Origin of the sequence: Pantoea sp. Pa-EAmG, from assembly GCF_030024295.1 — a bacterium.
In the GTDB taxonomy this organism is placed as follows: domain Bacteria; phylum Pseudomonadota; class Gammaproteobacteria; order Enterobacterales; family Enterobacteriaceae; genus Pantoea; species Pantoea dispersa.
Genome location: NZ_JASEWO010000126.1, coordinates 1 through 13,974 on the forward strand (window position 1 = coordinate 1; position 13,974 = coordinate 13,974).

Annotated in this window: 10 protein-coding genes; all 10 read left to right on the forward strand. The window is 56.4% G+C overall.

All coding sequences use genetic code 11. From position 1 onward, the window contains the following. The coding region (locus tag QMM04_RS15930; protein WP_282996520.1) for a polysaccharide export protein at positions 1–1,046 on the forward strand (1,046 nt) is incomplete at its 5' end. Between the two features lie 9 nt (positions 1,047–1,055). Then, positions 1,056–1,490 (forward strand): protein-tyrosine-phosphatase, encoded by a 435-nt coding sequence (locus QMM04_RS15935; RefSeq protein ID WP_021509326.1) that lies wholly within the window; start codon positions 1,056–1,058, stop codon positions 1,488–1,490. A gap of 12 nt (positions 1,491–1,502) precedes the next feature. Next, entirely contained in the window at positions 1,503–3,680 is a 2,178-nt protein-coding gene (gene wzc / locus QMM04_RS15940; RefSeq protein ID WP_021509327.1) for a tyrosine-protein kinase Wzc, read from the forward strand. Between the two features lie 397 nt (positions 3,681–4,077). Further along, positions 4,078–4,995 carry a glycosyltransferase family 2 protein gene (locus QMM04_RS15945; RefSeq protein ID WP_058757292.1) on the forward strand — a complete coding sequence of 306 codons (918 nt, stop codon included), beginning with the start codon at positions 4,078–4,080 and terminating at the stop codon, positions 4,993–4,995. 70 nt (positions 4,996–5,065) lie between these two features. Beyond that, complete coding sequence (locus QMM04_RS15950) at positions 5,066–5,818, forward strand: glycosyltransferase family 2 protein (RefSeq protein ID WP_058769966.1); 753 nt, start codon at positions 5,066–5,068, stop codon at positions 5,816–5,818. 155 nt (positions 5,819–5,973) lie between these two features. Further along, positions 5,974–7,008: a glycosyltransferase gene (locus tag QMM04_RS15955; RefSeq protein ID WP_021509330.1), complete on the forward strand. Its 1,035-nt coding sequence runs from the start codon at positions 5,974–5,976 to the stop codon at positions 7,006–7,008. Positions 7,009–7,077: 69 nt separating this feature from the next. Beyond that, complete coding sequence (locus QMM04_RS15960) at positions 7,078–9,288, forward strand: phage tailspike protein (protein ID WP_282996521.1); 2,211 nt, start codon at positions 7,078–7,080, stop codon at positions 9,286–9,288. A gap of 309 nt (positions 9,289–9,597) precedes the next feature. Continuing rightward, entirely contained in the window at positions 9,598–10,860 is a 1,263-nt protein-coding gene (gene wcaK, locus QMM04_RS15965; RefSeq protein ID WP_058757295.1) for a colanic acid biosynthesis pyruvyl transferase WcaK, read from the forward strand. A 3-nt stretch (positions 10,861–10,863) separates the two neighbouring features. After that, positions 10,864–12,087 carry a glycosyltransferase gene (locus tag QMM04_RS15970; RefSeq protein WP_058775759.1) on the forward strand — a complete coding sequence of 408 codons (1,224 nt, stop codon included), beginning with the start codon at positions 10,864–10,866 and terminating at the stop codon, positions 12,085–12,087. Then, positions 12,084–13,424 (forward strand): MOP flippase family protein, encoded by a 1,341-nt coding sequence (locus QMM04_RS15975; RefSeq protein WP_021509334.1) that lies wholly within the window; start codon positions 12,084–12,086, stop codon positions 13,422–13,424. The genes QMM04_RS15970 and QMM04_RS15975 overlap by 4 nt, the downstream gene beginning before the upstream one ends. Positions 13,425–13,974: the final 550 nt, after the last annotated feature.

Consider the following 13,974-nt stretch of genomic DNA (forward strand, 5'->3'; position numbering starts at 1 on the left):
GCGGAAAAGATGTCATTGAGCAACAGGATAGCAACTTTGACATCGACAAATACGTTAACGTCTTCCCTCTGACGCCGCGTCTGGTTGAACAGATGCGTCCGAAGCCGCTGGTTGCTCAGGCTAACCCGCTGCTGCAGAACGAGATTCAGAGCTATCAATACCGCGTTGGCATCGGCGACGTACTGAACGTCACCGTATGGGATCACCCTGAGCTGACCACGCCGGCCGGTCAGTACCGTAGCGCCAGCGACACCGGTAACTGGGTGCAGGCAGACGGTACCATCTTCTATCCGTACATCGGTAAAGTGCGCGTTGCAGGCCGCACCGTGACGGAAATCCGCAGTGAAATCGCGCGTCGTCTGGCGCAGTTCATTGAAAGTCCGCAGGTGGATGTCAATGTGGCCGCGTTCCGTTCACAGAAAGCCTACGTGACCGGTTCGGTCACCACGTCCGGCCAGCAGCCGATCACCAACGTGCCGCTGACCGTGCTGGATGCGGTGAACGCCGCGGGTGGCCTTGCTGCCGACGCCGACTGGCGCAACGTGGTGCTGACGCACAACGGCCGCGAGCAGCGCATTTCGCTGCAGGCGCTGATGCAAAACGGTGACCTGAGCCAGAACCATCTGCTCTATCCGGGCGACATCCTTTACGTACCGCGTAACGACGATCTGAAGATCTTCGTGATGGGCGAAGTGAAACAGCAGACCACGCTGAAGATGGACCGCAGCGGCATGACGCTGGCTGAAGCGCTGGGTAACGCACAGGGCATGGATCAAACCACCTCTGACGCCACCGGCGTATTCGTCATTCGTCCGATTCGCGGTGCTAACCGCACCAAGATCGCCAACATCTATCAGCTGAACACCAAAGATGCGGCGTCGATGGTGATGGGCACCGAATTCCAACTGGAGCCGTACGACATTGTCTACGTCACCGCAACACCAATCACCCGCTGGAACCGCGTGATTTCCGGACTGCTGCCGACCATCGTGGGTATCGACGATGCAAGCTCCGCAGCGCTGCGTTTCCGCAACTGGTCGGACTAAGGTTTTACCATGATTAAGTCAGTGTTAGTCGTCTGCGTCGGCAACATTTGCCGCTCCCCCACCGGGGAGCGTCTGTTCAAACGCGCACTTCCGCATACCCGTATCGCCTCTGCCGGTCTTGGCGCCCTCAAGGGCCACCCGGCGGATAAGACGGCCAGCGCCGTCGCCGCTGAACATGGCGTCTCGCTGGACGGTCATGAGGCTCAGCAGTTAACGGCCAGCATGTGCCGTGACTTTGACCTGATTCTGGTAATGGAGAAGCGCCACGTTGAGCAGGTGAATCGCATCGATCCGGCCGCGCGGGGTAAGACCATGCTGCTGGGCCACTGGCTTAACCAACAGGAAATTGCGGATCCGTACAAAAAAAGCCGTGAGGCCTTTGAAGAGGTTTACGGGTTACTGGAAAACGCTACCCAGAAATGGGTCAACGTACTAAGCCGATAGTTGGGAATATCCATGAATATCAAAAACAAGGTTATGACCGCGCCAAAAGAAGATTCGAATGGATGGGATCTGGCGCATCTTGTGGGACAGCTGATCGATCATCGCTGGATCATCGTGGCGGTCACCGCTTTCTTTATGCTGATGGCAACGCTCTACACACTGTTTGCTACGCCAATCTATAGCGCGGACGCTATGGTGCAGGTGGAGCAGAAAAACACCGCCTCGGTGCTGAACGAATTACAGGATGTGATTCCGACCACGCCAGCATCAGACACCGAGATTCAGATCATCGAATCCCGCATGGTGATTGGTAAAACCGTTAACGACCTCGGTCTGGACACGGTCATTCAGCAAAACTACTTCCCGGTGATCGGTAAAGGTCTGTCGCGCCTGATGGGCAACAAGCCGGCGCAGATTGCCATTTCACGCCTGGAAATTCCGCGCAGCATCGACAAACGTACCGTTGAGCTGGAAGTCACCGGTCCGCAGACCTATACCGTGAGCAAAGACGGCGACGAGCTGTTCAAAGGCCGCGTCGGTCAGCTGGAGCAGCACGGCGACGTCACCATGCTGGTTAGCGGCATTCAGGCTGACGAAGGCACCAGCTTCAGCGTTACCAAACTGAGCGACCTGCAGGCGATTAAAACTGTGCTGGGCGCGCTGACCGTCGCCGATAAAGGCAAAACCACCGGCGTGCTGGGCCTGGAGTTCCAGGATGAAGATCAGGAGCAGGCGAGCCGCGTGCTGAACCAGATCGTCAACAACTATCTGCTGCAGAACGTTGAGCGTAAGTCTGAGCAGGCGGAAAAGAGCCTCGAATTCCTGCGCACCCAGCTGCCTAACGTGCGTGCCAAGCTGGACGATGCGGAAGACAAGCTGAACACCTTCCGTCGTCAGAACGAGTCGGTCGACATGTCGCTGGAAGCCAAATCGGCGCTCGACTCTTCCGTTAGCGTCCAGAGCCAGCTGAACGAGCTGACCTTCCGTGAAGCCGAAGTTTCCCAGCTGTTCACCAAAGACCACCCGACCTACCGCGCACTGCTGGAAAAACGCAAAACGCTGGAAGCGGAACAGGCGCAGCTGAACAAGAAAATCTCGGCCATGCCGCAGACCCAGCAGGAGATTCTGCGTCTGACGCGTGATGTGCAGGCCGGTCAGGAAATCTACATGCAGCTGCTGAACCGTCAGCAGGAACTGGGCATCAGCAAGGCCAGCACCGTGGGTGATGTGCGCATCATCGACCGTGCTGAAACCAGCACCAGCCCGGTAGCACCGAAGAAGCTGCTGATTATTGTCGCGGGCCTGATTGTGGGTCTGATGCTGTCGGTTGGTCTGGTGCTGCTGAAAGCACTGTTCCACCACGGTATCGACAATCCGGAGCAGCTGGAAGAGCTGGGCATGAACGTCTATGCCAGCGTACCGCTCTCCGAGTGGCAGCGTAAGAAAGACACCGAAGCGCTGGCGCGACGCGGCAGCAAAGAGAAGTCGGATCCGCACAACACCCTGCTGGCGCTGGGTAACCCGACTGACCTCTCCATTGAAGCGATTCGTAGCCTGCGCACCAGCCTGCACTTCGCCATGATGGAAGCGAAAAACAATATCCTGATGATCACCGGTGCCAGCCCGGGTATTGGTAAAACCTTTATCTGTGCCAACCTGGCGACGCTGGTATCCAAAGCAGGTCAGCGCGTGCTGTTCATCGATGGTGATATGCGTCGCGGCTATACCCACGAGCTGCTGGGTGCGGACAACAAGACCGGCCTGTCTAACGTGCTGTCGGGCAAGAGCGAGTTCTCGCCGGCGATGATTCAGAAGGGCGTGTACGGTTTTGACTTCCTGCCGCGCGGTCAGGTGCCACCGAACCCGTCTGAGCTGCTAATGCATCGTCGCATGCAGGAGCTGCTGGACTGGGCGAGCAAGAACTATGATCTGGTGTTGATCGATACGCCGCCGATTCTGGCTGTGACCGACGCTTCCATCATCGGTAAGCTGGCCGGTACCTCGCTGATGGTGGCGCGTTTCGAAACCAACACCACCAAAGAGCTGGATGTCAGCTACAAGCGCTTCGCCCAGAACGGTATCGAGATTAAAGGCGTCATCCTCAACGCCGTGGTCCGTAAAGCGTCGAATGCTTATGGTTATGGCTACGACTATTACAACTACGAATACGGTAAAGAGAGCAAAAGCTAAGCACTATCGGGGGCGGATTTTCCGCCCCTTTTTATGGCGCGTCTCTGGCTAAGCGCCATACCTTGCGCCTCTGCAAAATATGCGGATACACCGCAGAGTATTGTAGCGGCGCGATTTATCGCACAATAAATTGCGCCGCTACGGAACGTGCGGTGATTAAGCGCAGAAAACTGCGGCGGTGAAATTGATACCGCGAACATAATAACGATTTATTTTCGGTGCGTTTTGCACTACCCAACATACACACAGCACAATCTTAGGTATTTCCGTGACGGTACGAAAAGTCTTATTGAAAAAGAATACTAACGGCATGATTTTTCAGAACAAAGCCGATTCCTTTCTACAGGCCGCTCGCGTTACCGTTGAATCTGGAACAGCTGTTTAAGAGGTGCTGGCAATGCAGGACATCCGCTTCTCAATTGTAATTCCCGCTTATAACGCGTCGAAATCGATTGTCACGACGCTGGATTGCGTCAAAGCGCAAACCTATCGCAACTTTGAAGTCATCATCGTGGATGACAAATCCGCCGATGCCGCGGAACTGGCGCAGGTGGTGCGCGGTGAGCGCTATCAGGATCTGGACATCAAACTGGAACTGTCTGAGGTCAAACTCAACGGTGCCGGCGCGCGCAACAAAGGTATTGAACTGGCGCAGGGCGACTTCATCAGCTTCCTCGACGCCGACGACGAGTGGCACGCGGACAAGCTGCTGGAAGTGTGCGATACCATCCGCAAGCTGGAAGCGCAGGGTAAATCGCGCTATGTCATCTTCAGCCAGGTCAATATTCATCAGGACGGCAGCTTCCTCAAAGTGATGCCGATGCAGCCGCCGGGGAAAAATGAGACCGTGGCGGAGTACCTGTTTGGCTGTTACGGCTTTATCCAGACCAGTACCATCGTGCTGAAACGCGAAGATGCCGCCAGAATCCAGTTTGATGCGCGCTATATTCGCCATCAGGATTATGACTTCTGCATCCGCGCCGACCGCATGGGCTATGAATTTGTGATGATCGCCAAACCGCTGGCGACCTACCATCTGGTGACCAAATTTGGTTCCAAACACAAAGGCGAGTCGGTGAAGTACTCCTTCTTCTGGCTCGACACCATGAAGCCGCACCTGACGGCGCGCGATATCCATACCTACAAAGCGTTCAAGCTGCCGCTGCGCTACAAAATGGATGGCAATTCGCTGCTGGCCAGCGTCAGTTTTGCGCGCTACTTCTTCCTCACCAACCGTGATAACCGCGCTTACTTCATCAATCGCCTGGTCGATAAGCTGAAGTCGCGCTTCACGGGGCGAAGAGCGGTTTCCTGATCGATTTATGACTTTCACTTGCTCCCGCAGCGGGAGCATTTTTTCGGTTCCTGACACTCCGGGTATACAAATGACAAATCATGTTGGCACCATCGGTATCGTGATGCCGATGTACAACGCGCGCAACACCGTGCTGCGTGCGGTTGAGTCGATCGTGAATCAGACCTACAGCGACTGGCATCTCTACCTGGTCAATGATAAATCCACCGATGATTCACTCGCTTTTGTGCGCGAGCATTGCCAGGATGCGCGCATCACTATCCTCAGCAACGAGGTCAACCTCGGCGCGGCGGAAACGCGCAACGTGGGCCTGCGCGCGGCCAAAGAGGAGATCATTGCGTTTCTCGACAGCGATGACGAATGGCACGCGGAGAAACTGGCCGAGCAGGCCGCGGCGCTGGCCGCCGGTGACGACTTTGTGATCACCCATTATCACTACAAAACCAAAACCGCCGATCACGACATCAACTACAACAAACCTTATCTGCAGCAGGAAAACTTCGTGAAGAAGCAGTATCGCGTCTGCTTCTCCTCGGTGTGTTTCCGTCGTCCGCCACAGGGCATCTTCTTCCAGCGTAAAGGCCATGAAGACTTCCTGTTCCTCTATGAGCTGTTCCTCCGCTACAAACAAGCCCGGGTGATCCAGAAGACGCTGGTCAACTACTACGAGCTGGGCGATTCGCTGTCGCGTAACAAAAATAAAGCGGCGAAATGGCACCTCGAATTATTAAGAATTATCTATAAAAACAATCCGTTAAAAATCTATTACTATTACGGCTGGTATATGGTGAATGGGGTTCTTTTCACCCTTAAACATCGCTAAGACCCTGTGTCCTTCGCGCTGCCGCTACGTTGGCTGCGCGCGTCCATCCCGGTCACTTACCTGAGTAAGCTCCCGGGAATGAACGCACTTGCCGCCTTGCGGCAACGCAAATGACTTGGGTCTGGATTTGAGCAATTTGAGGTGAAAAGTATCAGATGAAAAAGATTGTTTTGGTTATTAAGGATGCCTACTCCTACGCAGGCACGGAGAACATCTGCAACTTCATGTCGGAGTGCCTCGGTGAAGAGCATGCCGTCACCATTTACTCGCTGGAAGGGCACGGCAAAACCTTTTACCCGTTTGAGCGGGTGAAAGAGATTGTCAGCTTCGAAGGCCACAGCAACCCGATTAAAAGTGCCGTGGCGCGCATCCATCAGGAGGGCTTCGACAGCGTATTCCTGATCAGTATGGGGCGCCTGAGCGTGATGTTTGCCTTCTGGAACCTGATGGCAATGAAGAAAAAAACCTTCAAAGCCTACGCCTGCGAGCACATCGCTATTAACTCGTTCAGCAAGCCGATCAAACTGCTGAAGTGGCTGCTGCTGCGCTACTACGACCAGGTGATCGTGCTGACTGACAAAGACCATCAGGTCTTCACCCGCTGGCATATCCCCAGCCAGCAAATTCCTAATCCGGTGGTGTACAAATCCTGGCAGCGCGAGACGCGCAGCCGTCAGGCGCTGGCGGTAGGCCGCCTCGATAACCAGAAGGGCTTTGACCTGCTGCTGGATATCTGGGCCGACTTCAGCAAAAAACACCCGGAGTGGAAGCTGGTGATCGCCGGTGACGGCGAACTGCGCCAGCAGCTGCACGATCAGGCTGCGGCGCTGGGCATCACCGGCAGCGTTAACTTTGTCGGCAAAGTCAGCAATATCAATGATTACTACCGCGACAGCGACATGGCGCTGATGACGTCACGTTATGAAGGACTGCCGCTGGTACTGCTGGAAGCCAAATCCTGGTCGCTGCCGGTGGTGGCCTATGACTGTCCGACCGGACCGCAGGAGATCATCAATCACGGCGAAGATGGCTTCCTGGTGCCAATGAACGACAAAGCCACTTTCCTGGCGCGCATGGAGCAGCTGGCCAGCGACGATCGCCTGTTCTTTGCCATGAGCGAAAAGACCAAAGAGACGGCGCTGAAGTTTGACGGTAATCAGATCAAACAGAGCTGGCTGGCGCTGGTGTAACCACTTTTATCGTGCCTCGGGGATACCTTTTCGGCCGCCATGCGGCCCCATGACCACGGGATTGTTAGCATGAAAAGAAGAGAAGTCTTGCAAACTGCAGCCTCCTCCATTGTTGCCGCGCTGTCGGTGAGCGCGTTTTCCAGTTACGCCGCCAAAAGTGGTCAGCCGGCGCTGAAAGCGGTTGATGCCTCCAGCGTCCCGCCGGGCGATGTGCCGATTCTGACGCCGGAAAACGTCTATACCATGCCACCGCAGTTCTGGCAGAACTTTGAGGGCAAACTGTGGATTGGCGCAGCAGGCAAAGATGCCAGCCAGGCCGGCAACCAGATTCCGGTGTATCTGCGCGACGCCAGCGGTAAGGTTTCCCAGGTGAGCCAGCCAATTGCGCTCAATAAAGGCAACTTTGCCCAGTTTATTCACGATAATGCCGCGTTAATTGCCAATCCCGCGCACTCGATGGTAGTGGAAGATAACCAGGGCAATACGCTGTTTTCCATCAGCGACGTGTCGCGCCCGAACGCCAGCAACTTCAGCCAGCGCCTGGCGCAGCCGAACGGTTATCAGCTGATCGGCGAAATCCCGTCGGTGGAAGAGCTGCGTAAAACCCGACCGCTGTTTGCCGGAGCGAAAATCAAGCTGAAGAGCTGGCACGAAGGGCTGGAAGTGGGCGGCGGCGAGTTCGTCGGCGTGTATGGCGAAGGCGAAGATGATGGCGGCGTGATTTTCAGCGGTAACGGGTTCTACTGGCGCCGCGTGGTGGAAGATTTCAACCGTCTGACGCTGTTTGACTTCGGCGCCATCGCCGACGGCAAAACCGATACGGCACCGGCGATCAAAGCCATGTATCAGTGGTCGCTCAAGGCTAACCAGCAGATCTGCGTGCAGTTTCCGGCAGGCACCTTCTTCGTGACCGGCTGTGACTTTGGCGATCAGCAGCAGCGCTTCTTCCGCATTTCCGGCGCGATGGTTAACTTCGGCTATTTCCCGGCGACCACGCTGGTATCTGACGGTCGTTCCGAATTCCTGTTCCAGGTGAATGCGCGCTGGACCGAAATCTCCAACCTAATCTTCAACGGTCAGAACGACAAGCGGCCAAACAAACAGGGGCTGTTCCGCAACACCTGTCCGGGCGGCCAGTTCTTCCGCGGTGCCTGCCTGCGCTTCAACCGCGTCGGCGGCACCTCGATCAGCCTGCTGGATACGCTGGACTGCAAAATCGACCAGTGGTACGCCGACACCTGTACCGGTGACGTGATCAAAACCAGCTGGTCCGGACAGAAGCAGGGTGCGTGGGACCACAGTACGGCGATTGAGCTGTCGAACTTCAACGCCCAGCGCTGTACCGGCGGCATGGTACTTAACCTGCCGCGCTGTAGCCAGTCGATCATTCATAACGGCTGGATTGAGCACAGTGAGCACCCCGGCGACATCTCGAACGGCCAGTGGATTATTGATGCGCTGAGCCTGGAAGATTGCAAAAACCCGCTGAACGCGCGCAATTCCCGCCTCAACATGCGCCAGACCAATCTGCAGTCTGGCAGCTGGATCGATAACTCGCTGGAAGGCGAGCGCTGGCTGAATATCTGGGAGATGGGCTCAACGCGGGTCGAGTCTTACGGCGTGGCCATCGACGGCAGCCTGAAATACAACTACATCACATCGCGTTTCCGTCTGACCAACAACACCAATCAGGCCACCTGGTTCGAGCTGGGGAATTTTTACTCGCCCACCGTGGGTGACAGCTGGGAGATCGAGCTGTTTGGTCAGTCGCAGTTCAGCAACGGCAGCGATAAACAGCCACTGCTCGACGTGATGGGCGGTAAACAGACCGGCGGTCGCGCGATGATTCATCTGCAGCGCAAAACCAGCAAGGCGGAAGCCAGCTGGTCCGCGGAAGGCAGTTCGCCGGTGCTGGAGGTGCGCGTCGATGCGCGCAGCGATACCGATAGCAAAGTGTTCGTCAAACTGGCGGGCTGGACGCCGACGGCGGTGGTGCTGATTAAGAGCACCGCCAAAGACCGTTTCCTCACCGGCCGCTGTGCGCGCGTTGACGCCACCATGGCGCAGGGCAGTCCGACCAGCGGCAGCCAGCCGGCCCCGCAGCGGTTTAGCCTGCACAACGGTAAAGCCGGCATCGGCGGCAACGAGCAGGGCGATTTGCTGCTGGCGTCGCGCGCGCTGAAGCCCGAAGAGGTGGATACGCGCCAGCCGAAGGGGTTTGTTTCAGTGGTGATCAACGGCGAGCAGGTGGCGCTGCCGTATTTTGCGCTGAAGTCGTGAGGATTTAACGCAGGTAACGGTGCAATTTATCGCGGAGGCCACAACGGCATCGAGCCAGGACGGGCAAAGCGCAATAAATTGCGCCGCTACGGTTTGTGCAGAGGTGATTTCTGCACTGACCCTTTGCACAGTCTGTAGCGGCGCGATTTATCGCGCATGTAACACCTGTCGCAGGTATCAATTACGTCACAACAGGCAGTCGTTAATTTCGGGCCGCTGGCCCATTAGCAGTTTTTTCTTACAGAGTTCACTTAGCCAGTATGGAACTGGCGGCTTGTAAAAAATTACAAAAATTTATCTGGAGTTTTTATGAAGATTTTATTGGTGGGTAACCATACCTGTGGAAATCGTGGGGATGGCGCGATTTTACGTGGACTGATTGATTCATTGCAGGCCGCGCGTGGGGATCTGGATATCGATGTCATCAGCCGCTATCCAACCAGCTCCGGATATTTACTGCAGCAGCACATCCAGCAGGATTCGCTGTTTCTGCATAACAGTAAGGCGCCAAAAGGGCTGGTCAGCAGCCTGAAGCGCAAAGTCGCCAACCGTCTGATGCCGGACATCATGATGGCACACCTCGGCAAAGGTGGCGTGTATAAATCCTTCTCGGTGCCGCCGCATCTGGCGGAGTTCACCCGCAGCCTGGCGAAATATGATGCCATCATTCAGGTCGGCGGCTCGTTCTTCGTCGATCTGTACGGCGTCACCCAGTTCGATCACGCGCTGTGCGCGCTGATGGCGAAGAAGCCGCTACACATGATCGGCCACTCGGTGGGCCCGTTCGAAAACCCGCGCGTCAATGCGCTGGCAAACTTTGTTTTTGACCGCGTCGACAGCCTGGTGCTGCGCGAAGAGGTCAGCCTCGATCGCCTGAAGCAGGATGGCGTGACCACCAGCCGGGTGAAGAAGGGCGTGGACACCGCGTTCCTGGTGCAGGCGCGTGAGGTGGAAAATCCGAGCCACAACCTGCTGCACTGGCAGAACATCATTCAGTCGCGCAAAACCATCGCTATCACTGTGCGTGAGCTGGCACCGTTCGACAAACGTCTTGGCGTCACGCAGAAAGAGTACGAAGCCGCGTTTGGCCGGGTGATCAACGCCATGATCGCCGAAGGTTATCAGGTGGTGGCGTTCTCCACCTGTACCGGCATCGACAGCTATGCCAAAGATGACCGCATGGTGGCGCTGACGCTGCGCGACCACGTCGAGCAGCCGGAGCACTACCATGTGATCATGGACGAGTTCAACGACCTGGAACTCGGCATCCTGCTCAGCCACTGCCATCTCACCATCGGCACGCGCCTGCACTCGGCAATCATCTCCATGAACTTCGGCACGCCAGCCGTGGCCATCAACTACGAGCACAAATCGCTCGGCGTGATGAACCAGCTGGGTCTGCCGCAGATGGCCACCGACGTGCAGAGCCTGATGGACGGCTCGCTGATCGACAAAGTGCAGACCGTGCTGGCGGACTACGACAACGTGAAGCAAAAAGTGAACACCGCGGTGGCGCAGGAGCGTGAAATCGGCAACCGCATCACCGAAGAAATTCTCAACGTCCTGGGGTAAGTGATGAAGCTAACCTTTTTCACCATGCGTTTTCCGGTTGCCTCTGAGACGTTTGTCCTCAATCAGGTGACGCATTTCATCGATGCCGGCTATGACGTCGAGATCATCTCGGTGTTTCCGGGCGACATGATCAACCGTCATGCCGCGTTCGATGAGTACAATCTGGCGGCGAAAACCCACTATCTGCTGCCGGAAGAGAAGGTATCAAACCTCGACAAACTGACTCAGCGCATCGGGCTGATGCTGCCGAAAATCGCCAAACCGGCGCTGCTGAAGTCGCTTAACGTTGGCCGCTACGGTGCGCAGGCGAAAAAACTGCTGCTGCCAGCCATTGTCGCCAATGCCCGCCAGACCTTTACTGCCGATGTGTTCCTGGTGCACTTCGGCTATGCCGGTGCGCTGGCGAATAAACTGCGCGAGCTGGGGGTACTGAAGGGCAAGCAGGCGACGGTGTTCCACGGGGCGGACATCTCGCGTCGCCACATTCTTGAAGAGCACAAACAGGATTACATCAACTTGTTCAGACAGAGCGAACTGATGCTGCCGATCAGCCATCTGTGGGAGAACAAGCTGATTGAGATGGGCTGTCCGCGCGAGAAAGTTCACGTCACGCGTATGGGCATCGAGCCGGAGAAGTTTAACTTCCAGCCACGCGACGCGTTCCACAAACCGCTGCGCATTGTTTCGGTGGCGCGCCTGACCGAGAAAAAAGGGCTGGACGTGGCGGTGAAAGCCAGTGAAATCCTGCGCGATAACGGCGGTCAGTTCCAGTTCACCATCATTGGTAACGGCGAGCAGGACGGCATGATGCGTGAGCACATCGCGCGTGCCGGCCTGGAAGATATGGTGACCATGCCGGGCTTCAAGCCGCAGGAGGAGATTCGTCAGGCGCTGAGCGAGGCCGATATCTTCCTGCTGCCGTCGAAAACCGCCGCCGATGGCGATATGGAAGGCATTCCGGTGGCGCTGATGGAAGCGATGGCGGTCGGCCTGCCGGTGGTGTCCACCTACCACAGCGGCATCCCGGAGCTGATTCAGAATAACGTCAGCGGCTGGCTGGTGTCGGAAAATGATGCCGATGAGCTGGCGGACACGCTGCTGCGCCTGTCGCGCGGCGACGTTGACGTTGCACCGGTGGTGGCCGCAGCGCGCCATAAAGTGGAAACCGAGTTCAATCAGCACATCGCTTATGGTGAGCTGGCGAAAATTCTGGAGCGCATGGTGTGAGTGGATTAAAAAAACAGGCGGTGTGGCTGTTTGGCAGCACCTGCTTTGCCGCGCTGCTGCAGGTGCTGCAGCTGGCGGTGCTGGCGCGTAAGCTGGAAGCGCACGAGCTGGGTTTGCTGGCGATCATCAACGCCATTCTGGCGGTGGCTACCGTGCTGCAGGACATGGGCATGAGCAGCTATATCGTGCATCGTCAGGAGATTACACGTCGTGAGCAGAGCACCATTTACTGGGTTAACGTCTCGCTGAGCTTCTGTACCGGTCTGATCATGCTGGCCATCGCCTGGCCGGTGGCGTGGTTCTACCATCTGCCGGAGCTGACCGCGCTGATTATGCTCACCAGCCTCAACTTCCTCGTGCTCGGTCACCTGTCGCAGTATCAGGCGCACTATGTCAAAACCAAACGCATGGTGACGCTGGCGAAGATTGAGATGGGCACCAAGCTGTTTGCCTTCCTGTGTACGGTGGCGATGCTCTATTTCACCTCGCTGACGGTGGCGGCGGCGATTCTCGGGCTGTTCATCAACGCCTTCACGCGCATTCTCTGCATGATCTACTTTGGCGAGAAGTCGTGGCGGCCAACCTGGGAGTTCGACGGCAAAACCTTTGTCAGCGCGGTGCGTTACGGTATCTATCAGCTGGGTTCGCAGACCATTAACCAGCTGCGTACTCAGGCCGATGCGCTGATCGTCGGTAAAGTGATGGGTGCCGAGATGCTGGGGATTTACTCACTGGCGAAAGAGCTGATTCTGCAGCCGCTGAAGCTGGTGTCGCCGGTGATTAACCGCCTGGCGCTGCCGCGCTTCGCCGAGAAGCAGCACGATCCCGAGCAGCTGAAAAAACTGTTCCTCAAAGGCACTTTCGTCATCATGCTGTTCAGCAGCGCGATGTACCTGGCGATTGGTATTCTCTCTCCGGTGATTGTGCGTGTGCTGTATGGCGCTTCGCACGAGCAGGTGTATCACCTGATCCCGCTGATGCTGCTGTTCGGTATGCTGCGCCCGATGGGCGGCCTGACCGGCGCGATCTCCCAGGCGAACGGACGCACCAACGTCGAGTTCTACTGGAATATCGTCGCCAGCCTGGTGGTGGTAGTGGTGCTGGCCACTACGTGGATCTGGCCGAACGTGATTTACGTGGCGCTGACGCTGTCGATTTCACAGGTACTGATCTCCGCCTTCGCGCATCCGTTCTTCATCAAACCGGTGATTGGCATCCGCTTTATGCCATATGCGCGCCAGTGGGTGTCGGTGTCGGTGGTGTTTGTCGGTCTGATGCTGCTGGTGAATCACTTCAACCTGTTCGTGATGCCCGAGTGGTTTGAGGGCTGGCTGTAAGCGGTGATGACAGGGGCGGTCGTTGGCAACGGCGACCGCCCGCCATCATCAAATGTGATCGGTGACTGACGTGTAGCTGCCGGTGCGCATCAAATGCGCACCCTACAAAAACCTGACGTGATCCTGTAGGGGGCCATTCATGGCGACCTTTCAAAATCAGATGTGATCGGTGAATGACGTGCAGCTGCCGGTGTGCATCAAATGCGCACCCTGCAAAAACCTGCTGTGATCCAGTAGGGGCGCCATTCATGGCGACCTTTCAAAATTACGCTTCCATCTTCGCCCCAATGATGTTTCCGCAACGCCGGTCTGAACGCTCAACAATCACTGGCCTCACCGGTCATCGCTCAGCACTCTGCCTTCCACTGTTTTTCAGCCATTTAGCCGCTTTTTTTTCCCGCCTCATCGCTGACTGGCAGATGGACTTTTTGACGATTTTTTATGTGTTGACAGAGAGTTAGTGCCGGTTTTTCAGATAAAGATTATACTTGCTCAACCGGCCGATCCTGCATAATCGACCCCACGTATTCACTTCATGAAATGGAATAAA